Genomic DNA, 24891 nt, shown 5'->3' on the forward strand with positions numbered 1-24891 from the left:
AAAAGCATAAATTTAATATTGGTGGAGAATGTATTTTGAAGGAGAAGATTTATGCCCGAAAAAAGAAAGAAATCAGCCAAAAAACGCAAGGGGGAAGAGCAAAAATCAAATCTTAAAGAGAGAATGGCAGAATTGCTGGAACTGCCGAAAGAGATTGTATTGGACCTGCCTAAAATAACAATGTTCGGAAATAAAAACCTTGTCGTGGAAAACTATAAGGGAATTATAGAATACGACAATAACAAAATAAGGGTAAATACAGGGAAAGGAACCATAAGGGTTACGGGTGAGAGTCTTGTTATCAAGGAGATTACGTCGGAGGACCTTATGATAGACGGAGAAATCCTTTCCCTGGAATTTCTAAAGTAGCTCGGGGGAATATAAATGTTGCTATTTAGGTTATGGAATTATATAAGAGGATATGTTATTATATTTGTTGAAGGATATTTCTTAGAGAAATTTGTAAATATATGCACGAGAAGACAAATTTTGCTATGGGATATCAAAAGAAGACAGAGCAGCAAAATGACGCTGAAAGTCAGCATCCGGGGCTTTAAAATGCTAAAACCCGTAGCAAAAAAGACAGGATGCAGGATAAGGATACTCAAGAAAAGAGGTTTGCCTTTTTTCCTAAACAGATACCGGCGCAGGAAAACTTTTTTACTTGGTGCAGCGGTATTTATTGTGTTATTTTATATAATGACATCCTTTGTGTGGAGTGTTGAGGTAACGGGAAATAAGAATATTGAAACGGACCTTATTTTAAAAAGCCTTGCCGCGCATGGAGTAAAGCCCGGAGTGTTAAAATATAAGATAAACCCCGAGGAAGTGGCAGGCAATATAATTTTGGACGTAGACGGGCTTTCCTATGTAAATGTGCTGGTGAGGGGTACAAAGATAAAAGTGGAAGTGGCTGAGGGGGTCAAGCGGCCACAGATTGTTCCTTTGAACGAGCCTTGCGATATTGTGGCGAAAAAAGACGGTGTAATAAAGTCCATAGTTGTAAAAATCGGTCAGGCACAAGTAAAAGAGGGCGATACAGTAAGGAAAGGCCAGCTTCTTATATCGGGAAGTATACCGATAAAGGGGGCGGAAAACAACCCCAAAAGGGTGCATGCGATGGGAGAGGTGCTTGCCAGGACATGGTATGAGGGCAGGCAGCCGGTGGAGCTTGAAGTTGTTGAGAAGGTGAGAACCGGAAGAACTAAAGACAATCTGACTTTGGTTTTATTTTCTAAAGAGATTGCTTTATTTCACAAAGAGGTAGATTTTAATGATTTTGAAAAGGTGAAAATTGAAAAAAATCTTTCAATAGGCAAAGAATTTGTTCTGCCTTTCGGGCTTGTGATTGAAAGATATTATGAAAACGATTCGGTAAAAGCCGATATTTCTTTGGAAGATGCCAAGGAAAATGCTGCAAGCATTGCATATAAGAAAGCTGCAAAAAATATTCCCGAAGGAGCCAAGATAGTTGACAGAAGGGTCGATTTCATTGAAAATGAAAACGGTGAGATTGTGGCGGATGTTATTATAGAATGCTTGGAGGATATTGGAGTTGCAAAAGAGAATGGAGGAGAATGATTGGAAAGTCTTGTAGAAGTTTCTTTGGAATTTGACAGAATTGAGCATGCTATGAACCTTTTTGGAAATTTTGACGAAAATATTAATATAATTGAGGACGCTTTCAATGTAAAGATTATTTCAAGAGACAACGAAATAAGGGTTGTCGGCTACAGTGACGGAGTGTATAAAGCCCAGACGGTTTTAAAGAGGCTTATCAGCATGGCGGCTCAAGGAGATATTATATCAAAGCAGAATGTGAGTTATTTTGTTCAGTTGGCCGAGGAGAACCAGTTGGATAAGGTTAAAGGTTTTTCGGCGGATTGCATCTGCCTTACGGCAAGAGGCAGACAAATAAAAGCAAAGACCCACGGACAGAAAGTTTATGTGGATGCAATAAAAGAAAATGACATAGTATTCGGTATAGGTCCGGCAGGTACGGGAAAGACATTTCTTGCCGTGGCTATGGCGGTGACTGCTTTCAGAAACAAGGAAGTAAACCGGATAGTCCTTACAAGGCCTGCGGTTGAAGCCGGAGAAAAGCTGGGATTTTTGCCGGGAGATTTGCAAAACAAAGTGGATCCGTATTTGAGGCCTCTCTATGATGCGCTTTATGAAATGATGGGAGCCGAAACTTATCACAAATATCTTGAAAAGGGTATGATAGAAGTTGCGCCCCTTGCCTACATGAGGGGAAGGACCTTGGACGATTCGTTCATCATACTTGACGAAGCGCAAAATACCACCCCGGAGCAAATGAAGATGTTTCTGACAAGAATAGGATTTGGTTCAAAGGCTGTCATTACCGGTGATATTACCCAGATAGACCTTCCGGGGGACAAAAAATCGGGTCTTGTGGAGGTAATGAAAATATTAAGGGATGTAAAGGGTATTTCTTTTGTCCAATTGTCCGATATGGATGTGGTAAGGCACGAATTGGTTCAGAGGATTATCCAGGCATATGAAAGATATGACAAGACCAGGAAGGAAAACAACAGGAGAGAAAACCATTAGAAGGATTTATGCAGCTTCTTGACTGGAGGAGAACACTATTATGGCAAAAGACAAGGAGAAGGGCAATAATAACGGCAATAAAAAGGCTTTTTACAAGAATAAACGCATTCAGAGGTTTTTTATTGCTGCTGTGACAATTATTCTTGCATTTCTTATAGTATTGAACGGCGCAACCCCGAGAAAATACAGAGTTAGTGTAGGTGCAATATCGGAATATGACATTCTTTCCCCCAGGGACATTGTAAATACCGTAAAGACTGAGGAGAATGCAAGAAAAGCTGCTTCGGAAGTCTTGCCGGTTATGAAGGATATACCGAATGCACCCATAGAAGTTATAAATATCGTTGACAAGTTGTTTTTTCTGATCGACGAGGCCCAAAACTCTTACAATTCGAGGATTTCTTCAATCTCCGGCAGCCGCCGCTATGAAGAGCTTGCGCTAAATGCGCTAAACGAGACAAAGGCCGCATTTGAAGAAGGTATTGGAGAGCTTGGCATTGAGCTTGAGGTTGCCCAGATTGATTATCTCATATCAAATGCAAGTGAAGAAGATATAAACAGTCTTGAAGTTGCAATTCGAAGTAAAGTCAATGACATAATGAGGAAGGATATAACCGAGGGCAACCTTGAAGAAAGGATAAATGAGCTAAAAGACGGGATTTTTAGCAGTGAAATAAAATATGAACTTAAGAATGTTGCCCTTACAGTTTCGGATTTTATTCTAAAACCAAACAGGACTATTGATGATGAGCTTACAAAGGCAAGGAGAGATGCTGCTTACAATGACCCTAGGAATATCGAGACAATAAAAAAGGGACAAAAGATTCTAAGTGTCGGTGATGTAGTAACACAGGACAAGCTTCAGGTACTGGAGGACTTGAATCTTCTTGAAACAACGAGCAGATTCGACTTTTCTCTTGCAGGCGGAATACTGGCTATAATACTTTTTTTGTCTTTGATGCTGATTTTGTATATGCATAACTTCTGCAAAAAAGTATATTACAACAGAACCGATTTGATTTTGCTGTCCGTTGTCATTCTTATGATACTTTTTATCGCCAGATGGGTTTATGAATATTCTTCTTTGCTTATTCCCATATTTATAGCTACAATGCTTATATCTATTTTGCTTGACTTAAGGCTTGCCATTGCTGTCAATATTGTTTTGACCATAGCAATATCCTTGATGATAAACAATGATTTCAAGTTTATTTATATGGCTCTTATAACGGGAACTTTTTCGGCCTTCATAGTTTCAAAGGCAAATAAAAGGAACCGGCTTTCTTTGGCGGGAATTATTGTTTCGGCAATTAATGTGCTTTTAGTGGCTGCCATAGATATTATATACAAGGCCGGATGGGAAACGGTACTAAAAGAATGCGGCCTCGTGTTTGCAAACGGAATAATGTCTATGGTAATCACAATAGGACTTTTGCCGTTTCTTGAGAGTACCTTTAATGTAATTACGCCTTTAAGGCTTTTAGAGCTTGCCAACCCCAATCAGCCCCTTTTAAAAAAGCTGCTTATGGAAGCACCTGGGACATATCATCACAGCCTGATGGTGGGCAACCTTGCCGAGGCTGCTACCGAAGCTATCGGGGGAAATGCTTTGCTTGCAAGAGTCGGAGCTTATTTTCACGATATCGGAAAGCTGAAAAGGCCGAATTTCTTTATTGAGAATCAAATGAACGGCAATCCCCATGACGATATGACAGCAAATTTAAGCACTCTTATTATTACATCTCACATCCATGACGGTAATGAGATGGCGAAAAAATACAAAATACCTCTTCCGATAAGGGATATAATTTTACAGCATCATGGAACCACTTTGGTGGCATATTTTTATCACAAGGCAAAAGTAACGGAAAAATCGGAGAATGTCGGAGAGGAAAATTTCAGATATGATGGGGTAAAGCCCACGACAAAAGAGGCAGCAGTGGTTATGTTGGCAGATTCTGTTGAAGCTGCTGTAAGGTCTATGACCGACAAGACGGAAGGAAAGATTGAAGGGCTTATCAGAAAAATAATTAAGGACAAGCTGGATGACGGACAGCTTGACCATTGCAGTCTTACATTAAAAGATTTGGACAGTATCGCAAAAGCGTTTATAAAGGTCTTTAGCGGGGTATTTCATGCAAGGGAGGAGTATCCTGATATAAAGAAAAAAGAAGACGGTATTGAAAATGCTCCCAATGAAGTGGAGTTTGAAAACGAAAATGAGGACTCTGATTCTTTGGAATAAGCATTTTTAACGGGAAATTACGAAAAAATCCAAAAGTACTGCTATGATATACAAAACGAGTAAAAGGTGAAAATATATGGAAATATTCATTGAAAACATACAGGATAAAATTGAAGTCACAGATGAGATTTTTGAGCTTATGAAAAGGGCTGTAAAAATGTGCCTTGAACATGAGAAATTTGAGTACCCGTACGAAGTAAGTATAATTCTTACGGACAATGAAAAAATAAGAGAGATAAACTTTGAACAAAGAAATATTGACAAACCGACGGATGTTTTGTCATTTCCTATTGTAGATATGTATGAAGGAGTGATAAAATCAAGTCAGGGAGATTTTGATATGGACGAAGGACGAATCATTTTGGGTGACATATTGATTTCTATGGAAAAGGCAAAGGAGCAATCCATAGAATACGGACATTCCTTTGAAAGGGAGCTGATTTTCCTTTTAACCCACGGTGTTTTTCACCTTTTAGGCTATGACCATGATACTTATGAAAGGGAAAAAAAGATGTTTGAGAAACAAGATGTCATCCTTAAAAGTTTAAACCTTCAGAGGCATTAAGAGGCTTTAAAAAAAACAGAAGTTTCGGTAATTTGGAAATAGGATATAGCCGATAAAAATAAAACCGGAACTAATATTGGATTTGTAAAGATATCTCAAAGATATATATTTGGAGGCGGAAAAATGGACGACAGAAGGCTGCTGGCCATAGCAGAAGACATGAAAAAGAACTCCTATTCCCCGTATTCCAATTTCAGGGTTGGTGCTGCTGTACTTACCAAAAGTGGCAAAACCTTTGGAGGAGTGAACGTGGAAAATGCCAGTTTCGGTGCCACCATCTGTGCGGAAAGGACAGCGGTTTTCAAGGCGGTATCCGCAGGCGAACGCGAAATAGTGGCTGTAGCCATATCCAGCGACAGTGATGAGTACACTTTTCCGTGCGGCATATGCAGGCAGGTGCTCAGAGAATTCGGTGACGATGACACCAGAGTAATTTGTGGCAATAAAAATGGAGAATTTACGGTTTTTACGCTTGGCCAGCTTTTGCCGAATGCCTTTTCTAAGTTCTAACATTTTTGACCGGAGGGAGAGTATATGGCTTTTAAATCAGGCTTTGTCTCAATTGTGGGCAGGCCCAATGTAGGTAAGTCTACTTTGCTTAACAAGTTTACCGGAGAAAAAATCGCAATTATGTCAGACAAGCCCCAGACAACCAGAAATACTATACGGGCAATAGACACAGGAGAGGACTATCAAATAATATATATTGATACTCCCGGTATACATAAGCCAAAAACAAAATTGGGGGATTTCATGGTCAATATTGCAATCGATTCCCTAAATGAAGTTGATTTGGTGTTGTTTTTGGTTGAAGCAACGGATATGAAGCCGGGACAGGGAGATTTATATATTGTAGAGCAGCTTAAGAAGTTAAAGACTCCTGTATTTTGTTTGATAAATAAAATCGACCTTGTGGAAAAGGAAAGAATACTTCCTACAATAGCAGCCTACAAGGAGATTATGGATTTTTCTCAGATTATACCTATTTCTGCTCTTGAAGATAAAAGCGTGGAAATTATAAAAGAGGAGATTAAAAAAGTTTTACCGGAAGGTCCGAAATATTTTCCGGACGATATGATAACCGACCAGCCTGAAAAAGTAATAGCAGCAGAGCTTATAAGGGAGAAGATGCTGGAGCTTTTGAGCGACGAAGTGCCCCATGGTGTCGGTGTTGAGGTTTTGACGTTTAAAAAGAGGGAAGACAAGGATATTCTGGATATCCAGGCCAACATTTACTGCGAAAAGGACAGTCATAAAGGGATTGTCATCGGTAAAGAAGGCAGGATGCTGAAGAAAATAGGCAGTCTTTCAAGGACGGAAATAGAGAGACTTTTCGGTACAAAGGTGTTTTTGGAGCTATGGGTCAAAGTAAAACCCGACTGGCGAAACAATGAATTTATGTTAAAGACGCTGGGATATAAGAAATAGATGCCTGAAACTCTTGTGTAAAACAGCATTCAAGCTGATACATAAGTGTGGTTCCCGGGTAAAAAGCATATGATAAATTTTCAAGTATACAAATGAATTTTTAGTGTAACCTAATTATTATCAAGAAATAATAAGGGGGAATACATTTATGTTAAAAGAGTTTGCATGGAAGGCTTTTGAAAATACAGGAGACATTACAACATATATATTTTTTAAAGAAATAGAAGAAAAGACCAAAGCTGCAAGAGAGACTGAGATAGCAAGGGATGAGGTTGCAAGTGCCCATCATTAGAGGGATAGAACAGATATGAGTTATTTAAAAACTTCAGGAATAGTTATAAAAGAAGTTAATACAGGAGAGGCTGACAGGATAATAACCGTATTTTCAAAAAACAAAGGCAAGATATCTGCTTTGGCAAAGGGTGCAAGAAGGCCGAAAAGCCACTTGGTTGCAGGAACGCAGTTATTGTGCTACAGCGAATTCGTTCTTTTTAAAGGCAAGGACATGTATTCCGTCAATAGTTGTGATGTTATTGAGTCTTTTTATGATATCCGAAACGATCTTGAAAGATTGACATATGCTGCCCATATGATAGATATAGTAAATGATGTCATTTTGGAAAATCAACCTGCATCCAGGTTGTTGCAGCTTTTTTTAAACTCATTGTACATGCTTTCGAAAACGGATAAGCTTCCGTTGCAAATAGTAAGAATATTCGAGATAAGACTTCTTTCAACAATTGGATATGCACCATGGGTGAGCAGCTGCACCGAGTGCGGCAGCACCCTTTTTGACAGTATGCACTTTAGCTTTTTAAAGTGCGGTTTTTTATGCACAAAATGTGTTGAGAAGGATAAAGGGGCATTAAGGATTTCCGAAGGTGCTGCAAAAGCGCTAAACTATATAGTGCATAGCAAAATGAACAATTTGTTCAGTTTTGAGGTATCCGAAAATGTGTTGGAGGAACTTGGCAAAGTTTCACAAAGATATATGAAAGACAGACTGGAAAAAAATTATAACAAGCTGGATTTTATCAAGACCTTGAGTGTGTAAAGCTTAAAAAAAAAGTGGTATAAGGAAATATCTTATGACCTATTTCCTTTTAGATTTATTTCGAAGAGAATAAACAGGACTTTTAATGGCAGCCTGGCAATCATAGCTTTAAACAAAAGTATTTAAAACGTTAGACCCACGGCTTTGCGTCATCACCTTTCGGTGATTTTGCCCTGTTTCATAAGTCACAGTTTATATCTCCTTATACCTTTTTCGGGAGGAAATATTGAACTATATATTTATTATAGCACAGCAATTTTAAAAAATAAAGGGGTAGTTGAGTACTTTTTTACGATTTCCTTATAAAATATTACTATTCATAAAAATTTAAATAATATACTGTAATTTGAAAGTAATTAATGGTATAATTAAAACGTAAATATATTTCTGTCGTTGTTTATCCTAGATATTTTAATGAATTTTAGCAAACTTTAAACTTGACATTCTGGAAAGTTTTGTTTCTTTGAATCACTACTTGGCGCAAGCATGGGTGTATGACCTGTTTGATATAAATCCGGAATTGTAATTATTTAAGTCAATTGTTATTTATATTTGGAATTCAACTCGGAAGGAGTGGAGGTATGACAAGGTATAATCTGGATGGGGATGCAGGACTATTTAATGTCTTTGGAAGCAGAAATCATACAAAAGTCATTAAACTTGGCTCTGGAGTTGACATAAAGCATTTTAAAATGTTTGAGTACATAAATGCTGAAGTTCTAGATAAAGAGGATGATGTCATAAAGCTGGAGGCAAAAGATGTTTTAAAAGAGACCCTTTTCTTTCCGGGAGACCATGTTGTCATAAACTATTCCAACACCAATGAGCTTTATGTAATGGATGGAAGTGTTAATCATGTTTATGATATCAGCCCTTTGCTTATTGATGTGAGAATAAACAAGGTTGAAAAATTAAAGGATTTAAGAAAGCACGAGAGATTTTATGTGAGTCTTATGGCCAATATCAGGGTATGCGGAACTTCCAAGCTTGTTTTTGCTGTTGTGAAAAACATGAGTTCCGGAGGTATTAAGATAAATTGCAGCGATCAGCTTACAAAGGAAGATGTTCTTGAGGTGGAAATTTTACTGGACAGGACAAACAAACTTGTTTTCAGCGGATCAGTAGTGAGGACAAACAAGATGAGCGATTATTTTGAATACGGCATAGAAATAAGAGGCATATCGGAGAACAACCTAAAGTGCCTTTATCACTACTTAAAATGGCTCGATTCGGATTATAGATGAATTGCTTCAAAAAAATCGGTCTTTCCAGTTACGTGGAAGGACTTTTTTATATGCATTTTTTTAATATTTCCTTTAAAAATGAAGATTTTATTGGTTAAACTATATATTGTATGTTAGAATATTCTAAAGTGTAAGTCTTAATTTTGCTTTATTGAATACAAATAACTTAAAGGAGACTATAGAAAGGAACCAAAATGAGTAAGGAAATTTATCTTGACAACAGTGCCACTACAAGGCCGTATGATGAGGTTATCGAGTTTGTAAGCCATATAAGCCTGAACGTTTACGGCAATCCTTCCTCTTTACATACCAAAGGGATTGAGGCCGAAAGAATGGTGAGAAATGCCAGGGAGAGTGTGGCAAAATCTTTGGGAGTGTCAAGGGATGAGATTTATTTTACATCCGGCGGAACAGAGGCAAACAATCTTGCAATTGCAGGATATCTCTATGCAAACCCTCGAAAGGGAAAGCATATTATTACAACGAAAATTGAGCATCCTTCCGTCCTGGAAGTGTATAACAACTTATCCCAATACGGATACAGTGTTGATTTTATAGATGTTGATAAAAACGGAATAGTGATTGTTGATGATTTAAGAAAAAAGATAAATGAAGAGACTTCTCTAATAAGTGTGATTTACATTAACAACGAGACAGGTGCAGTTCAGCCTGTTGATGAGATTGTTGAATTAAAAAACAGTATAAACAAGGATATAGTGCTGCATGTTGATGCGGTTCAGGCATACGGAAAGATAAAAATTGCCCCAAAAAAACAGGGTATTGATATTTTAACCATGAGCTCCCACAAAATTCACGGGCCGAAAGGAGTAGGAGCCTTGTATGCCGGCAGCAACATAAAATTAAAACCGATTATTTTTGGCGGAGGCCAGGAGAGCCAATTGAGATCCGGTACTGAAAATGTTCCCGGAATCTGCGGTTTTGGTGTGGCAGTGGATATGACCTTCAGGACAATGGAGGAGAGCGCCAAGCATTGTGAGAATTTAAAAACCATGCTTTCGGACATGCTTAAAAAAGAGGTTGAGGATGTGGTAATAATATCTCCCGAAGGTTCATCCCCTTATATTTTGAATGTTGCTTTTCCAAATGTTCGCGCGGAGGTGCTTTTGCACCATTTGGAAGCAAAAAATATTTATGTGTCAACAGGGGCAGCCTGCTCTTCAAGAAAACAGGTTTTAAGCCATGTGCTTAGGGCAATGGGAATCAAGCCTGAAATAATTGAAGGTGCAATTAGATTCAGCTTTTCGTCCTTTAATACCGAAGAGGATATAATTAAGACGGTGGAAGCTGTAAAAGATATTTTGCCAAAAATAAGAATAAAGCGTGGAGGAAGAAGATGAAAAAAGTAATTTTAGTAAGATATGGTGAAATACTTTTAAAAGGCTTAAACAGGCCTGTATTTGAAAGCAAACTTATAAGCAACATAAAAAAGGCCATTCATAAACTGGGAAAGGTTTCTATTACCAGGTCCCAAGCAAGGATATATATTGAGCCCGAAGTGGAAAACTATGATTTTGACGAGGCGTTAAAGCTCTTATCAAAGGTTTTCGGAATTGTTTCAGTAAGTCCGGTATGGAAGATAGATTCGGATTTTGAAATCATAAAAGAGAATTCGGTAAAAATGGTAAAGGACCTTGTAAAGCGGGAAGGCTATAAAACTTTTAAAGTTGAGACAAAGCGTGGAAACAAGCGTTTTCCCATGGATTCACCCGAGATAAGCAGGGAGCTGGGAGGATATGTTTTAAGAAACGTTCCCGAACTTAGTGTAGACGTGAAAAAACCAGATTTTATTTTGTATGTGGAAGTAAGGGAGTTCACATATATTTACTCGGAGATAATTCCGGCAGTTTGCGGAATGCCCTTAGGAAGCAATGGAAAGGCAATGCTTTTGCTGTCGGGAGGTATTGACAGCCCTGTGGCCGGCTGGATGATAGCCAAAAGAGGTGTTGAGATAGATGCAGTGCATTTTTACAGCTATCCTTACACCAGTGAGAGAGCGAAAGAGAAGGTTATTGAACTGGCAAAAATTCTGGCTTCGTACTGTCAAAAAATTAATCTCCATATTGTGCCCTTTACCGATATTCAATTGGAGATAAACGACAAATGTCCCCACGAAGAATTGACAATAATTATGAGAAGAGCCATGATGAGAATAGCAGAAATAATTGCAAACAAGACAGGAGCTTTGGCTTTGGTGACCGGAGAGAGTGTCGGCCAGGTTGCAAGCCAGACAATTCAAAGTCTTGCGGTTACAAATGCTGTAGTAAGTCTTCCGGTTTTTAGGCCCCTCATAGGTATGGATAAAAACGAGGTTATAGATATTGCCAGAAAAATCGGTACCTTTGAAACATCGATTCTTCCCTATGAGGACTGCTGCACGGTGTTTGTCGCAAAGCATCCTTCCACAAAACCGAAGCTAGAGAGGATATTGCAGTCCGAAAGCAAGCTGGATATTGAAGAGTTGATAAGCAAAGCAGTGGAAAATACTGAAGTTTTGACAATAACGGGAGATTAGAGGACAAATAAAAAAATAAAATAAGATATGTATGTAATATTATATAAACAAGCAACAATATCTATATAATGAGATGTTCAATTGAGCAGAACGGGCATAGAGGTATGGATATGTTGCTTGATTTTTTTTCAAAAAATAAAAATAGAGTTTTAATTGTTGCAGCAAGCGTTTTGCTGCTTATAGCTGCGTCTGTCTCGGTCTATATAATGGCAGTTTTAAACAGAAAAACTTTCTACGATGGTGTTTTTGTAGAGGGAATTGATGTTTCGGGGCTTAGCATTGACGAGGCGAGAGAGAGGGTAAAAAGAAAGCTTGACAGGATTGTGTACGAAAACAGTATTTTATTGAATTACGAAGACATGACATGGAAGATTGGCCTTTCGGATATATCATACGGCTTTCTTTTGGATGAGGCAATAGAAAGTGCCTATTCAATAGGAAGGGATGGCAGTGTTTTAAAAAGGCTTAAAACCATAAGGGCTCTAAAGTCCAATAAAAGGAACGTGCTTTCCGAAGTTGTTTTTTCGAAACCCCGTCTTGAGGAATATATTACCAGTATCAAAAAGCAAGTGGATGAAAATGCAAAAAATGCAACGGTAACCTATCAAAATGGAAAAATTACGTTTGATAAAGAGATTATCGGGCGATTTATGGACGTTGACAAAAATTTGAGTTTGTTAGAAAATAAATTATTAAGGAGAGATTTCTCATCTTTTGAGCTTGAAGTTTTAAAGGTTTATCCGAAAATCATGTACAAAGATATTTCGCATATTGAGGAGGTAATTTCCTCTTTTTCCACTGCTTTTAATTCATCCAACGTCAACAGAAGTCATAATATTAAGCTTGCGTGTGAAAGAATCAACAATACCGTACTGCTTCCCGGTGAGATATTTTCCATGGATGCCTCTTTGGGTACAAGAACGAAAGAAAACGGCTACAAAGATGCGCCAGTTATAGTTAAAGGCCGCTTGATTGAAGGGATCGGAGGGGGTGTGTGTCAGGTCACCACAACGCTTTATGTTGCAGTGCTGAAGGCAAAGCTTGAGGTGGTTGAAAGAGTAAATCATTCAATGCCTTTGGGCTATGTGGAGCCAGGTCAGGATGCAACAATATCGGAAGGATATATAGACTTTAAATTCAGGAATAACTCAGACCGTGCCTGCCTTATAAGTGCGACGGTTGTGGGAAACAAAATATTTGTAAAACTGCTTGGAGCAAAAAGCGGTTCAAATCGTGTTGTAAAGCTGAAATCCGTTGTTGTAGAGCGTATGTCCCCTCCAGAGGACGAGATAATTGTCGACAAATCCCTGCCCAAAGGTGCGGTGGAAGTTGAAAGAGAACCGGTGCAAGGGCTAAGAGTGGAGGTATATAGAGAAACTTACGAAAATAACAGACTTATTGAAAGGGAAAAAATATCCGAAGATATTTACAGACCGGTACAAGGACTAAAAAGAGTCGGCCCAAGTGACAATAGTGATACCAAAAAACAACAATAAACTATGTAAAAAGAGGGATGGATTAATGCTTGATTCATTGTATAACAAAAGTGTGGTATGTCCTGTATGTCAGAAAAAAATCGAAGTTACAAAGGTAAAGTCAAAGGATTGCGTTGTTGCCTCGAGGGATTCGGATTTTTGCATTTACTATGAAAGCGTAAATCCGCTTTTCTATGATGTATGGGTTTGCGAGCACTGTGGCTATGCGGCATTGCAAGAAAGATTCGAAAACATTTCGCTGATTGAGGCAAAGATAGTAAAAGAAAATATTTCAAAGTATTGGAAACCTAGAAGCTTCTGTGGAGAAAGGGATATTGAGAAAGCCATAGAAGCTTTTAAACTCGCTCTTTACAATCTTTGCAAAATGAGTGCAAAACCAATTGAGTTTGCAAAAGTATGTTTAAGGATTGCATGGCTCTACAGAATGAAAAATGATGATAGGGAGAAGGAATTTTTAGAGCATGCATTAAGGTATTATCGTGAAACCTATGAAAACGAACCCTTCCCGGTGGGAAAACTTGATGAATACACATGCGCATATATAATCGGAGAGCTAAGCAGGCGTGTGGAAAAATATGATGATGCGATATTTTGGTTCAACAAGATAATAAGCTCTCCTCAAGCCAGAGAAAATAAAGTACTGATTGATAATACCAGGGAGCAATATCGTTTGGCAAAGGAGGCAAAGGAAGCCAAGGAAAAAGGATAAAAATTTCATCTTTTGTCAAATTAATGCTTTATATTTACTTTAAATTATGATATATTTTATATAAAAAATATGATGGACGAGCGATGAAGAAAATTTTGCAAAAGCAAATTGAGCCATAGTATTTTTTGTAGAATTAAAGCTTTACTTACATACATATATCAAGGTTAACTTGTTGATTGGATTTCAGCGGAGGTAAATATGGAAATAGGCAAAGTTCCGAACAGTGTACTGACGGAGCTGATAATAAACAAGATTAAGGCAAACAGGAAAGAGATACTCATAAGACCCAAGATAGGTGAGGATTGTTGTGCTGTGGATTTCGGCAAGGATGTTTGTGTACTGTCCTCAGATCCCATTACGGGGGCGGTTAACGAGGTGGGACGTCTTGCAGTGCATGTATCCTGCAATGACGTTGCTTCGTGTGGAGCGGAACCTTTGGGTCTTCTTATGACAATTCTTGCCCCGGAAGGGACAAAAGAAGAGGATATTGAAAATGTCATGACCCAAATTGTCAATACCGCAAATTCTTTGAATGTTGATATTATAGGTGGACATACCGAAATAACCACTGCCGTAAACAGGATAGTGATAATCAGTACTGCCGTCGGAAAGGTGTTAAAGGACAAGCTGGTTACCACATCGGGTGCAAAGCCCGGAGACGACATTGTTGTTACCAAGGCTGCAGGTATTGAAGGAACGGCTATTATAGCCCATGACAAAGAAAAAGAGCTGGTAGACATAATCGGCAAGGAGACAGTGGAAAGGGCTAAAGCTTTTATAAATGACGTAAGTGTGCTAAAAGAAGGAATTATTTCAGGATTGTTTGGCGTAAATTCCATGCACGATGTGACCGAGGGCGGCATATTGGGAGCTGTCTGGGAAGTGACGCAGGCCTCGGGAACCGGAGCGGTGATATATAAAAGCAAAGTACCTGTGAAAGATGAGACGAGAAAAATCTGTAAAGTTTATGGGATAGATCCTCTAAAGCTTATATCAAGCGGATGCATGATAATAACCTGCCAAAATGGCCCTGCCCTTGTAAAAGAGCTTGGAGAAAATGGAATAGAAGCGGCCGTTATCGGACAAATAACGGCGGATTCGGATAGAAAGCTTGTTTGTGAGGATAATCAAGTCATTGATATTTGTGAGCCCGGTTCGGATGAGTTATACAAGGTTTGACAAAACGATTTTTGCATAATGAATAAAGTATTATTTTTGTGGGAAGGTGTTGTTTTATATTTAGGAAAAATTTTCTATAAAAGGAAGATTATTCTTTTGATAGAAGTATTATAATATCTTTTGATGTTGTTTTTTGTAAAGTCAATAATGTTATAATCATATCTAATTTGCTGTAAAGGCGGAAAGGAGGAATTATGAGCTATTGGATTGGAGTTGTGAGAGAAGAGATGACTTTGGGCAGTTACTATTTTACGATTCATACACCGGAGGGACAGCTCATTATGGAATCGGATTCGTACAAGGACCGTGCAAAAAGTGTACCCATCGATTTTAAGGTGATTGACTTTCTATACAGCTTGGACGCCAACAAACGCGAATCGGACAGAACAGGCTTTAGGCAATGGGAAAACGAAGAATTCTGGTTTAATAAAAATAACGGAATTAAAAACAATTTCTTTGCGAAACTAATGGGCTTTGATAAGTAAATCAATTGATAAATGGGGGGGATATATGAAACCTAAGGGGCATATATTGTCGGCAAATCTGCTTCGAGATGAGCTGATAAAAAATAACGGGCACCTTTTGCTTGAAGAATATGAGAACGGAAAGATGGTAAGAAAGCTCTATAAAGTGCCGGATATGTTCTACAGAGCTATAAAAAATTGTCCTACGTATTTTCGCGGAGGTGCAGTAGGACCGGACTTCTTTCCCGATATTTTCGACGGGCAGGGGTGGATACATCCGAGAAATTCCGGTAGTTGGCTTTCCTATATGCAAAAGAAGCTTTTAACCTACTCACCGGGAGACAGTGATTTTAATGAGGCTTTGGCTTTTTATCTGGGATATATGATACACTATGCGGGCGATATGTTTACTCACGATTATGTAAGTGATTATGCCGGCGGTCCTTTCCCTGAAATCTCAAGCATTCTGAAGGTAGTTGACGATTGGAAAAAAGTTAGTCTCAACCATCCCATCTTCTAAGAAATAAGAATTATAATTATACATCTCGCGATAGAAACCCATCTCGATAATTTAATAAGTTACGACATTCCTAAAGATGATTTTCGTATTGACATTCCCATAAGTTTTCTTCGTACTTGTTTTGCAACGCGTGGTGCAATAGAGGAAACAAATGCATTGAAAGGAAAAAGCGGATTGTCGAAGGGAAAATTGAAAGATTTCAACTTTTTGGAGCGTTTTGTATTCTATTATGAGAGGCTGCTTGAAAAAATGCTCAAGGCGGGTCGGTTTCTTTAAATGATATCACCGAAAAGGAAGAGTATATAGAAAGGTGGCTTAGGGTTTAGAGCCTATTCACCCAGCGAATAATCGACAAGGGTTTTTCGGAAGCATGGTCCGACTATAAACCGGATTTTATTAAGTTACTTGCTAATTATTTGTGCAGTTCGGAAGATGCAAGAAATGCCTGAGAGTTTTTTTCTTCAATTGCGGATGCGGTTTCCGATATATCAATTCCTTTACTTGATGTTATAAGTGAAGAGGTTGAAGATATTATTGAGGACCTAATACTCCTTCCCTATGTTCGTCCCATTGCTGCGTATATTACCGGCAGAGATCCGAGATATATAGACAGCTATGATGAAGCTATTGAAAGCATTAAAGAGCATTTTACCAATCCTGCAAAACTTTTTCTTGCACTGGGAATGAACAACCTTCAGCAAAAACTGGAGCAGGAATGGTGCAGATTTTGGAAGAATAAAAATTGCTTTGACCAGCCTTTTTTGGAATTTAAACGTTGCCTGAACATGGGGAAATTGTGCCTTATCGGAACTGACAACATCAACAAAATAATTGACAGATATTATGAAAAGCCAAAGGCAGGCGAGCCTCAATACAAGAAAAGTGAGATTATGCTTCACAAACACACCTTGAAGTGGTCAATCCATGAGATTTTGGTTGTTGCTGCAACTGCTAATTCATCAAACGCAGGTACTAGATGCAAGGTATTTTTCGGGCTTAAAACAAACAATAATGTGTCGGGGAAGATGGACAAGGTTTTTGAAATACAGCTCAATAGTCAAGAACCCTTCGTCTTACAGGAAATGACCAATGGAAAGCGGAGAATATATATGTAATTGATGTAAGAACCGGTATTATGCTTGCAAAAGCATCCAACATTGCACTGCCGTGCGGAAGTGCCGTTGAAATAGGTGTGCTAGAGCAGCTTGAGGATGCATACGGCAAATTGCAGGATGGGGTTGTAAGAATAAATACCATAACAGGGCTTATGGTTACTGTAAAAACCAGCAGTGACTTTGGTTCGGGAACGGACGGAGATGTCATATTTAAAATGGAGACAACTCATGGAAGTGTGGAAAAGTTGCTGGATAAAAGATTTTACAACGATTTTGAAATGTTTGACAGGACCTACATGGACAATTTTATAAACCGGGACGAAGGCTTGGGTATACGTAGGCTTCAGGTAGTAATTAAAACAAGTGACGATATGTGGTCCGGAACCGATGATAATGTGTATATGGAGATAAAATTTGACGACAGTGTCCGCTCTCACCATTATTGCGAAGGTAAACACAGGGTTTATCTTAATACGAGATGGCACAATGATTTTGAAATAGGAGATATCGACACTTTCAATATTTGCTTGCCTGAGAGAGTTCAAAAGTCAAGCATCAAATCCTTTGAATTTTATAAAAAAGGGAGCGACGACTGGAAGATAGAATGGATAAAAATAAGCGACTTGGAGACGGGGGAAGTGCTCTGTTATGAGCAAAGTATCAACCGGAAGCTAAAGCTTTCGGGAGAGCGCCTTGTTATCTCAAGCGGTTATTGGAATGACCCTGTATAGATATAGGCTTATAGTAAAATAATTGTTGACATAGTAGGTAATTATTTATTATAATTTTACTTGTTAATTAAATAAAAGCGGATGATTGCTATGGGAGAGTCATTGGAGATGATCCAATGCACCGAAGGAGTGATACTTTCAGGTTTGTGACCATGGCCGGACGCACCTCTGGAGAGACCGTAAAGGCGCCGAAGGGGCAAATGAGCAGTTCTTTGGGGAGCTGTTCAGAAATCTCTCAGGCAAAAGGACAGAGAAGGAATTTTATTTTTTATGGACGTATACAGTTCGATACTTCCTTTTTGTCAGTCTTTTCGGAGGTCAAATCCTTTGGATTTGGCTTTTTTTCTATTCCTTTGGTGCAATTGACCGCAATATTATGTTCCCTTTATCAATATAGGAGGTTTTTTTATGTTTGGTTTGAATGAAATATCGAAAATCGATCCCGAGGTTGCGAAGGCGATCGAGCTGGAGGTTAATCGTCAGAGAAACAAGATTGAGCTTATTGCATCTGAAAATTTTGTCAGTAAAGCAGTAATAGAAGCAATGGGCACACCGCTGACCAACAAATATGCTGAAGGATACCCGGGAAAGAGGTATTACGGAGGCTGCGAGTTTGTTGACATCGTTGAAAATCTTGCTATCGAGCGGGCAAAAAAAATATTCGGAGCGGAACATGCAAACGTGCAGCCGCATTCAGGGGCTCAGGCAAACATGGCTGTGTTTTTTGCGGTATTGAATCCCGGCGATACGATTCTTGGAATGAATCTTTCCCATGGAGGACATTTGAGCCATGGAAGCCCTGTCAATATGTCCGGTAAATATTTCAATGTTGTATCCTATGGAGTAAGCCAAAAAGATTGCAGGATAGACTATGATGAAGTGAGAAATCTTGCAAAGGAACACAGACCGAAGCTTATTGTGGCGGGAGCCAGTGCGTATCCCAGAATAATAGATTTTAAAGCTTTCAGAGAAATAGCAGATGAAGTTGGGGCATATTTGATGGTGGATATTGCACATATAGCGGGACTTGTTGCAGCAGGACTTCATCCGAACCCTGTTCCTTATGCCCACTTTGTTACCACTACCACTCACAAGACTTTGAGAGGCCCAAGAGGCGGATTGATACTGTGCAGCAATGAGTATGCGAAAATGATTGATAAGGCTGTTTTCCCCGGAATACAGGGAGGTCCTTTGATGCATGTTATTGCAGCAAAAGCGGTAAGTTTCGCTGAAGTCTTGACCGATGAATTCAAAGAGTATCAGAAGCAGATTGTAAAGAATGCAAGCTCTCTTGCCAACGCCTTGATGGAAAAAGGTATTAATCTTGTTTCCGGAGGAACGGACAACCATCTCATGCTGGTTGATTTGAGAAATAAAGGTCTTACGGGTAAATACGTACAACATATTCTTGATGAGGTTTGCATTACCGTAAACAAAAACGGTATTCCTTTTGACCCTGAAAGTCCGTTTGTTACCAGCGGTATCAGAATAGGAACACCGGCTGTTACAGCAAGGGGAATGAAAGAAGAGGATATGCTTGAGATAGCAGATCTTATCAACCTTACTATTACTGATTATGAAAATTCAAAAGAGTCCGTAAAGGAAAGGGTAAAGACTCTGTGCGAAAAATACCCTTTATATGCATAAGGCTTAATTGATTAAGAAGAAAACACCGGGGAAAATCACCGGTGTTTTTTTTCAGACAAAACGAATGCTTTAGCGTACAATATAATAAATATGTTTTTAATACTAGCCAACTATAAGGGGGATCCTTTGATGAAAAAATTGTATCTTTCGAATTCGGATAAAATGATTAGCGGAGTGTGTGGAGGACTTGCCGAATATTTTGAGATTGATTCGACTCTCATAAGACTTATTGCTGTAATAGCCACTGTTCTGACCGGATTTGTTCCGGGTATTGGCATTTATATAGCTGCAATGATTATAGTGCCCAAAAAGCAGTTTTTTTAAAGGTAGTCTATATACTGTTGTGTCCGATTTCAATTATTATTGGAGAACCGTAAGTTAAGAGACTGCAGGAATTTAAAAAATTCTCTGCAGTCTCTTAATAAATAGGAGAGTTTCATATTCTTCCAAGTATATGTGCCATGAAGAAATACTTTATGCGTCCTAAGGAGACTCGTGTTTTTGAAACTATGGGCTCATAAAATTTCATAACATTTGATTTGTCTTCTTCGGTTACTTCATTGGGGCTGTATCTGGCTTTTACGAATATGGATGCAACATCAATAAACTTTTGGGGTGTGAAGTACCCATAGTCATCCAGCCTTTTTGCATATTCAAGAGGGGTCTCGGCCGGACGTACAGGCATATATTGGTACAAAAGATGATTTAGGTACACTTCGTATAATTTTATCACTGCTTCCTTGGGCGGCATATTTAAGATGGCCTTAAGCTTTTGCTTTCGTCTGATTTTATTGATGACGATAACAGTCAACACAATGAAAGCAAAGCCTGCAAATACCGCGACGAAAATTAAGACAGCATTGATAAACGGATTTTGACGTTGGACAGGTTGGGGAGCCATATCGGGCTTGTTTCCTTCATCATTGTTTTGGTTTTGAAGCCCTGTGCCGGTGGTTTGGGGAAGCATTCCGCTCATATTGTGCCTAAAGCCGTTGAAGCTGTAAAACGAATTCTGCCGGTAGACAGGGGTCGGTTCAAAGGAAACCCATCCGAATCCTTCAAAATAAATCTCCGGCCAGGCATGGGCCTGCTCATTTGTGACTTCGTAAACATCGTCTTTTGATTGCGGAGGAAGAACAAAGCCTTCAACATAACGGGCCGGAAGTCCTACGCTGCGTGCTAAGACTACCATGGCAGATGCAAAATACACACAATAGCCTTCCTGTTTTTCAAAAAGAAAGTAGTCCACAAAATCCCTGTCGGCTGGGGGGTCCCCGGGAGTTAATGTATAGCTGTAGTTTGAAGAAAGATATTTTTCAATCGCTTTTGCCCGGTCAAAATTGGTGGTTTCATTGTCCGTTATTGAAACGGCAAGGTCTTTTACCCTCTGAGGAAGCTCTGAAGGTAAATTTAGGTAAGTATTGTAAATATAGACTGAATTGGAGTTTGAAGACTTAAACTGCTCAAGCTTCTTCATGTCTTCTGAATCGTTAAGTTCGTTAATACACATTTGGAAATATTGCTCCAAATCTTCCCGTTCAAAAATATTGTCGAGATTATAATTATTTATGAAACCATTAACGAGGTATTCATATAACAGGTCGCTTAAAGTTATATTGTCCGCAGTATTTCTTATTATATTTTTTATTGAAAACTGAACTGAATATCTATTCAGCATCAAAGGCTCGGAATCGTATGCCCTTTCTGCTTCGTCCAACAAATCCTTTAAATATTCGCTGTAGAAATGTTCATAGATTTCATCTGTAAGCCTGTTTAGTTCAACGCTGTACAGGCCGCGCATACTTTGCCTTAGAAGGTTACTGAAGTTTTCGCTGTAGGTATTTAGGCTATAACTTTCAAAGGAATAGCTGAAGTCCTTGTTTAGGAATTTATTGGAGGTAAGTATTCCATCTTGGTTTATTAATACTGCATCACCTACTTTGGACGAAAATTTGAAGTTTTCTGATTTGAGCGGTGTAAAAAGGGATTTGGTCCTCATATTTTCATACTTTACTTTGACATTATGTTTTGAAATAATGTTGGGTATGGTTCCGTCGCTCTCCGAAAATTTGTATATGTTGTTTTCCGGATCCAGTTTGGCGACAAGGAGGGGTAAGCCTGTTTTCATTTCTAAAATATCAAGGCTCATTCTATTTGGGATTTTCAAATTGACATTGTCTTGTTGTAAACTTTTCCAACTGTTTCCCAAATAAGTATCGCATGCCCGTCCCCTCAAGTAAACGCTGCGGTCGGAAGTAACCTCCATTATCTTTATATTATTAGGCTGTATATTTCCGCCCAAATCTCCCTCATCTCCAAATCCGGTGGAATAAAAGGAAAAGTAATCCGAGTCAAGACCCAAGGCGTTTTTTCCATGGCCAAATCCAAGTTCATTATAAAAGCTGTTGAGTTTGCTGTCCAGCCATTTCCATTCGATGGGCTTGGAGCTTGCAGGCATTGAATTTGCCAGAAAGACAATGAGGATGCATATGGGTGCGGTTCCGAGTATAAATCCCGATGGGCTGACAAAATCGTTATCTGAGCTTTCCAGGCACTTTTTTTTGTATATATACATGAAGTAATAAGCGATTATCGATATGGCGAAGGTGTAAAAAGATATATAGGCACGGGGTACGAAGAAATCCAGCATCCATTGGGATACAAAAGTAATTGATCCACTCAACAGAATAATCATAAAGCTGAACTTCTTAACAGTAAAGATATATACAAGCAGTGTAAGCGACAGAGCAAGAATGGCGGTAATGAAAAAAGCATAGTAGTTATCGGAAAGTATTGCTTCGTCATAAATATATCTGGAAAGCCACTGAAAGGGCTGAATGACATATGCCAAATCTCCTCTTATGGCCAGGAATATAGTCCCTGCTACAAGAGAAAGTATTGTAAGCGGCACGGAAATTTTTGATACAGATTTGTTTGTAAACAGTACCGAGTATATTAAAAGGATAATAGCTACAAGTCCTAAAATATAAAAAGATGAATAAGGGAAATTTAGCGTGGTAGTCAAAGGATAAACCAGGCTGAAACTCATCATGGCTGCCATGACGAAACAGGCCAAATAATCGAGAAATCTTTTGTTATACATATTTTACTTCGCCTCACTTTAAAAAAGTTCTATCTATGCTCCAGAACACCTTTAATGTCATTTTCCGTTTTTATTTTATAAACCATAACTCCGATTTCCAAAAGCTCATTTAAAATGTCATTTACTTCAGAAGACACGTTATTTGCAATGCAATCCGGAAAAGCATACACCAAGCTGAGGTTATAGCCCATAAGTTTTGTTTTGTAAATTTCCTCATAGAGTTCATAGTCTAAATTGGACGTAAAAAGAAGTATGGAAGTTCTTTTCAAGATATTGTTTTTTACATAAATATTAAGGACGTCTTTTATATTCATATCGTTTTCAAATTTGACACCGGATAAAATATTGAAAATTTCCTGAAATTCCAATGGATTTTTTGCTTCGATATCATTAAATCCTTTATTGTTGTAGTATACAAGGTTAATTGGTATCCAGTTGGAAAGGCAGTAATAAATTACGGCAATGGAAGCCTCAATAAGCATATCTTCAATTACAGAGTTTTGTTCAAAGGAATGACTGTTTTTCTTAATGTCCAGCAGAATCGCGGAGCTTGTTTGCGATGAACCTTCAAAGTTTTTCACAAGGAGTTCGTTCATTTTTGAAGAAAGCTTCCAGTGTATTTTCTTCATGCTGTCACCATATATGTACTTTCTTATATCAGAAAAGGTCATGGTGTTTTCAAGCCTGTTGTTTGACAGAGCATGAGATTCTGACAGATAGTCTGTTTTGAGCTTGAGGCTGTCCAGCTTTACAAGACGGGGATGCACTGTAATATTTTTTATTGAAATGGGTTGATGAACAAACTTTACAATGCCCAGATAGTCTTCGAATTCTATACTCTTTACTCCCACGGAAAAATTTCCGCGGTATTTGCAGCAAAGCTTATAGCTGAAGGTTTTCTTCTTAAATGGAAGAAGAGAAAAACATTTTGAATCAAATTGGTTTACAAAAATTGTATCACTATTGCAAAAATTAATTTTAATATATGGGTAGAGGAAAAAATCTTCATTATTTATGCTTAAGGTGTAGTTTATTTCCTCACCCTTTACCACTTCGCGTTTATCAATTTCTTGAATATATTTGAATCTTATAAAAGCAATAGATGTTATGGCAATAGAAATAAACGGCAGCAAAAGAACCGTATAAAACAGCATATATGGAATTTTGCCCCCATAAAAATAGATAAACAGCAAGGACAGAACATATAAAATTGAATATAAAATCCTATTTTTTACCATAATTATTCACCGTCGGAACACTAACAGATTTTATTATTGTATTAATTATTTCTTCAGATGATATTTTTTTTAGCCTTGCTTCCTGCTTTAATATAATCCTGTGGGAAAGCACCGGTATTGCCATGAGCTTTACGTCCTCGGGAATTACAAAATTTCTTTCATTGTATAAAGCCCATGCTTGGGAAGCTCTGTATAATGAAAGGGAACCTCTGGGGCTCGAACCAAGGCTTACTTCGGAATGGGACCTTGTCCGGCTTACTATTTCAACTATATAATTGTTGATGGATTTATCAACGAAGACTTTTTTCACCTCATTTTGGATATTCAATATATTGCTGCTGTCTACTACAGGCTTTAGGGACTCTAGAGGGTTTTCGTCCTGGAACCTTGAGAGTATTTCGGATTCTTCGAATTTTTCTGGATAGCCTATGGAAACTTTCATAAAAAACCTGTCCAGTTGGGCTTCGGGAAGGGGATAGGTGCCGAGATATTCTACAGGGTTTTGGGTTGCCAGTACCATAAAAGGTCTGGGAAGATTGTATGTTATGCCGTCAACCGTCACCTGCTTTTCTTCCATTGCTTCAAGAAGACTTGCCTGTGTTTTTGGAGAAGTTCTGTTTATCTCATCCGCAAGTATTATCTGACTCATAATGCTTCCGGGATGATATTCGAATTTACCTTCTTTTTGATTGTACATGGTAAAACCGGTAATGTCAGAAGGAAGAATATCTGGTGTGAATTGAATTCTTTTAAACGAAGCATTTACAGACTTTGCAAGGGAAGATACGATGCTGGTTTTGCCGACACCGGGTACATCTTCAATCAATACATGTCCATCGCAAACTAGTGACAGCAGTATAAGTTCAATGGACTTTCTTTTTCCCACAATGACCTTTTCAATATTTGACACGATTTTGTTTAAAATTTCGACTGAGCTTTGCATACTTTGTCCCCCAATACAATAATTTCTGTTTTTATAAAAATGATTTTTATATCAAAATAATATACGAATTGATATATTTATAAACAATAAAAGCTTGCACCGT

General features: G+C 38.4%; 24 protein-coding genes and 2 riboswitches. Of the genes, 21 read left to right on the forward strand and 3 right to left on the reverse strand.

Annotation, left to right across the window (positions count from 1 at the left end; genetic code table 11):
* The first annotated feature begins 51 nt into the window (after nt 1-51).
* The 21 genes from yqfC (at nt 52) to PLH43_RS01335 (ending at nt 19828) form a co-directional block, all read left to right on the forward strand.
* Nucleotides 52-369, forward strand: coding sequence for a sporulation protein YqfC (gene yqfC / locus PLH43_RS01235; RefSeq protein WP_324359249.1), 318 nt, complete (start codon nt 52-54; stop codon nt 367-369).
* Nucleotides 370-384: 15 nt separating this feature from the next.
* Nucleotides 385-1581, forward strand: coding sequence for a sporulation protein YqfD (gene yqfD, locus PLH43_RS01240; protein ID WP_324359251.1), 1197 nt, complete (start codon nt 385-387; stop codon nt 1579-1581).
* Nucleotides 1582-2574, forward strand: a complete 993-nt coding sequence (locus tag PLH43_RS01245) for a PhoH family protein (RefSeq protein ID WP_324359253.1) — start codon at nt 1582-1584, stop codon at nt 2572-2574.
* Between the two features lie 40 nt (nt 2575-2614).
* Nucleotides 2615-4819, forward strand: coding sequence for an HDIG domain-containing metalloprotein (locus PLH43_RS01250; protein WP_324359255.1), 2205 nt, complete (start codon nt 2615-2617; stop codon nt 4817-4819).
* Between the two features lie 76 nt (nt 4820-4895).
* Entirely contained in the window at nt 4896-5384 is a 489-nt protein-coding gene (gene ybeY / locus PLH43_RS01255) for an rRNA maturation RNase YbeY (RefSeq protein ID WP_324359257.1), read from the forward strand.
* Nucleotides 5385-5507: 123 nt separating this feature from the next.
* The gene (gene cdd, locus PLH43_RS01260) at nt 5508-5894 is read left to right on the forward strand and encodes a cytidine deaminase (RefSeq protein WP_324359259.1); all 387 of its coding nucleotides are present in this window, start codon (nt 5508-5510) and stop codon (nt 5892-5894) included.
* Between the two features lie 24 nt (nt 5895-5918).
* A complete protein-coding gene (gene era / locus PLH43_RS01265) occupies nt 5919-6812 on the forward strand; it encodes a GTPase Era (RefSeq protein ID WP_324359261.1) in 894 nt (297 codons plus the stop codon).
* A 148-nt stretch (nt 6813-6960) separates the two neighbouring features.
* The gene (locus PLH43_RS01270) at nt 6961-7104 is read left to right on the forward strand and encodes a YqzL family protein (protein WP_324359263.1); all 144 of its coding nucleotides are present in this window, start codon (nt 6961-6963) and stop codon (nt 7102-7104) included.
* A gap of 15 nt (nt 7105-7119) precedes the next feature.
* A complete protein-coding gene (gene recO / locus PLH43_RS01275; protein ID WP_324359265.1) occupies nt 7120-7866 on the forward strand; it encodes a DNA repair protein RecO in 747 nt (248 codons plus the stop codon).
* 84 nt (nt 7867-7950) lie between these two features.
* A riboswitch (cyclic di-GMP riboswitch) is annotated at nt 7951-8049 on the reverse strand.
* 398 nt (nt 8050-8447) lie between these two features.
* Nucleotides 8448-9110 carry a PilZ domain-containing protein gene (locus PLH43_RS01280; RefSeq protein ID WP_324359267.1) on the forward strand — a complete coding sequence of 221 codons (663 nt, stop codon included), beginning with the start codon at nt 8448-8450 and terminating at the stop codon, nt 9108-9110.
* 194 nt (nt 9111-9304) lie between these two features.
* Nucleotides 9305-10468 carry a cysteine desulfurase family protein gene (locus tag PLH43_RS01285; RefSeq protein ID WP_324359269.1) on the forward strand — a complete coding sequence of 388 codons (1164 nt, stop codon included), beginning with the start codon at nt 9305-9307 and terminating at the stop codon, nt 10466-10468.
* Nucleotides 10465-11643, forward strand: coding sequence for a tRNA uracil 4-sulfurtransferase ThiI (gene thiI, locus PLH43_RS01290; RefSeq protein WP_324359271.1), 1179 nt, complete (start codon nt 10465-10467; stop codon nt 11641-11643). The genes PLH43_RS01285 and thiI overlap by 4 nt, the downstream gene beginning before the upstream one ends.
* Nucleotides 11644-11753: 110 nt before the next feature.
* Nucleotides 11754-13139 carry a VanW family protein gene (locus PLH43_RS01295; protein ID WP_324359273.1) on the forward strand — a complete coding sequence of 462 codons (1386 nt, stop codon included), beginning with the start codon at nt 11754-11756 and terminating at the stop codon, nt 13137-13139.
* A 25-nt stretch (nt 13140-13164) separates the two neighbouring features.
* Nucleotides 13165-13848: a DUF2225 domain-containing protein gene (locus tag PLH43_RS01300; RefSeq protein ID WP_324359275.1), complete on the forward strand. Its 684-nt coding sequence runs from the start codon at nt 13165-13167 to the stop codon at nt 13846-13848.
* Nucleotides 13849-14046: 198 nt separating this feature from the next.
* On the forward strand, nt 14047-15027 hold the full coding sequence (locus tag PLH43_RS01305; RefSeq protein WP_324359277.1) for an AIR synthase family protein: 981 nt from the start codon (nt 14047-14049) through the stop codon (nt 15025-15027).
* A gap of 194 nt (nt 15028-15221) precedes the next feature.
* Nucleotides 15222-15512: a hypothetical protein gene (locus tag PLH43_RS01310; RefSeq protein ID WP_324359279.1), complete on the forward strand. Its 291-nt coding sequence runs from the start codon at nt 15222-15224 to the stop codon at nt 15510-15512.
* A 25-nt stretch (nt 15513-15537) separates the two neighbouring features.
* Nucleotides 15538-16011, forward strand: coding sequence for a zinc dependent phospholipase C family protein (locus PLH43_RS01315; RefSeq protein ID WP_324359282.1), 474 nt, complete (start codon nt 15538-15540; stop codon nt 16009-16011).
* A gap of 683 nt (nt 16012-16694) precedes the next feature.
* Entirely contained in the window at nt 16695-17126 is a 432-nt protein-coding gene (locus PLH43_RS01320) for a hypothetical protein (protein ID WP_324359284.1), read from the forward strand.
* Between the two features lie 20 nt (nt 17127-17146).
* The gene (locus tag PLH43_RS01325) at nt 17147-17857 is read left to right on the forward strand and encodes a PLAT/LH2 domain-containing protein (RefSeq protein WP_324359286.1); all 711 of its coding nucleotides are present in this window, start codon (nt 17147-17149) and stop codon (nt 17855-17857) included.
* Between the two features lie 158 nt (nt 17858-18015).
* Nucleotides 18016-18118: riboswitch (glycine riboswitch) on the forward strand.
* 147 nt (nt 18119-18265) lie between these two features.
* Nucleotides 18266-19504, forward strand: a complete 1239-nt coding sequence (gene glyA / locus PLH43_RS01330) for a serine hydroxymethyltransferase (protein ID WP_324359288.1) — start codon at nt 18266-18268, stop codon at nt 19502-19504.
* A 129-nt stretch (nt 19505-19633) separates the two neighbouring features.
* On the forward strand, nt 19634-19828 hold the full coding sequence (locus PLH43_RS01335) for a PspC domain-containing protein (protein WP_324359290.1): 195 nt from the start codon (nt 19634-19636) through the stop codon (nt 19826-19828).
* A gap of 112 nt (nt 19829-19940) precedes the next feature.
* On the opposite strand, the gene PLH43_RS01340 is transcribed toward PLH43_RS01335, so the two are convergent.
* The 3 genes from PLH43_RS01340 to PLH43_RS01350 all read right to left on the reverse strand — a co-directional run bounded on the left by PLH43_RS01340 (nt 19941) and on the right by PLH43_RS01350 (nt 24788).
* Nucleotides 19941-22607 (reverse strand): transglutaminase domain-containing protein, encoded by a 2667-nt coding sequence (locus tag PLH43_RS01340; RefSeq protein ID WP_324359293.1) that lies wholly within the window; start codon nt 22605-22607, stop codon nt 19941-19943.
* A 29-nt stretch (nt 22608-22636) separates the two neighbouring features.
* Entirely contained in the window at nt 22637-23761 is a 1125-nt protein-coding gene (locus PLH43_RS01345) for a DUF58 domain-containing protein (protein WP_324359295.1), read from the reverse strand.
* 70 nt (nt 23762-23831) lie between these two features.
* On the reverse strand, nt 23832-24788 hold the full coding sequence (locus PLH43_RS01350) for a MoxR family ATPase (RefSeq protein WP_324359297.1): 957 nt from the start codon (nt 24786-24788) through the stop codon (nt 23832-23834).
* Nucleotides 24789-24891: the final 103 nt, after the last annotated feature.

Origin of the sequence: Acetivibrio sp. (assembly GCF_035371925.1) — a bacterium.
GTDB lineage: Bacteria > Bacillota > Clostridia > Acetivibrionales > Acetivibrionaceae > Hungateiclostridium.

Bases quoted from the DNA above. Each gene is read 5' to 3' on its own strand.
- PLH43_RS01320 (WP_324359284.1), top strand. From the start codon at position 16,695: ATGAACAACCTTCAGCAAAAACTGGAGCAGGAATGGTGCAGATTTTGG.
- PLH43_RS01280 (WP_324359267.1), top strand. From the start codon at position 8,448: ATGACAAGGTATAATCTGGATGGGGATGCAGGACTATTTAATGTCTTT.
- yqfD (WP_324359251.1), top strand. From the start codon at position 385: ATGTTGCTATTTAGGTTATGGAATTATATAAGAGGATATGTTATTATA.
- cdd (WP_324359259.1), top strand. From the start codon at position 5,508: ATGGACGACAGAAGGCTGCTGGCCATAGCAGAAGACATGAAAAAGAAC.
- era (WP_324359261.1), top strand. From the start codon at position 5,919: ATGGCTTTTAAATCAGGCTTTGTCTCAATTGTGGGCAGGCCCAATGTA.
- PLH43_RS01315 (WP_324359282.1), top strand. From the start codon at position 15,538: ATGAAACCTAAGGGGCATATATTGTCGGCAAATCTGCTTCGAGATGAG.
- thiI (WP_324359271.1), top strand. From the start codon at position 10,465: ATGAAAAAAGTAATTTTAGTAAGATATGGTGAAATACTTTTAAAAGGC.
- PLH43_RS01305 (WP_324359277.1), top strand. From the start codon at position 14,047: ATGGAAATAGGCAAAGTTCCGAACAGTGTACTGACGGAGCTGATAATA.
- ybeY (WP_324359257.1), top strand. From the start codon at position 4,896: ATGGAAATATTCATTGAAAACATACAGGATAAAATTGAAGTCACAGAT.
- PLH43_RS01250 (WP_324359255.1), top strand. From the start codon at position 2,615: ATGGCAAAAGACAAGGAGAAGGGCAATAATAACGGCAATAAAAAGGCT.
- recO (WP_324359265.1), top strand. From the start codon at position 7,120: ATGAGTTATTTAAAAACTTCAGGAATAGTTATAAAAGAAGTTAATACA.
- PLH43_RS01295 (WP_324359273.1), top strand. From the start codon at position 11,754: ATGTTGCTTGATTTTTTTTCAAAAAATAAAAATAGAGTTTTAATTGTT.
- yqfC (WP_324359249.1), top strand. From the start codon at position 52: ATGCCCGAAAAAAGAAAGAAATCAGCCAAAAAACGCAAGGGGGAAGAG.
- PLH43_RS01310 (WP_324359279.1), top strand. From the start codon at position 15,222: ATGAGCTATTGGATTGGAGTTGTGAGAGAAGAGATGACTTTGGGCAGT.
- PLH43_RS01340 (WP_324359293.1), bottom strand. From the start codon at position 22,607: ATGTATAACAAAAGATTTCTCGATTATTTGGCCTGTTTCGTCATGGCA.
- glyA (WP_324359288.1), top strand. From the start codon at position 18,266: ATGTTTGGTTTGAATGAAATATCGAAAATCGATCCCGAGGTTGCGAAG.
- PLH43_RS01350 (WP_324359297.1), bottom strand. From the start codon at position 24,788: ATGCAAAGCTCAGTCGAAATTTTAAACAAAATCGTGTCAAATATTGAA.
- PLH43_RS01300 (WP_324359275.1), top strand. From the start codon at position 13,165: ATGCTTGATTCATTGTATAACAAAAGTGTGGTATGTCCTGTATGTCAG.
- PLH43_RS01345 (WP_324359295.1), bottom strand. From the start codon at position 23,761: ATGCTGTTTTATACGGTTCTTTTGCTGCCGTTTATTTCTATTGCCATA.
- PLH43_RS01285 (WP_324359269.1), top strand. From the start codon at position 9,305: ATGAGTAAGGAAATTTATCTTGACAACAGTGCCACTACAAGGCCGTAT.
- PLH43_RS01335 (WP_324359290.1), top strand. From the start codon at position 19,634: ATGAAAAAATTGTATCTTTCGAATTCGGATAAAATGATTAGCGGAGTG.
- PLH43_RS01270 (WP_324359263.1), top strand. From the start codon at position 6,961: ATGTTAAAAGAGTTTGCATGGAAGGCTTTTGAAAATACAGGAGACATT.
- PLH43_RS01325 (WP_324359286.1), top strand. From the start codon at position 17,147: ATGCTTGCAAAAGCATCCAACATTGCACTGCCGTGCGGAAGTGCCGTT.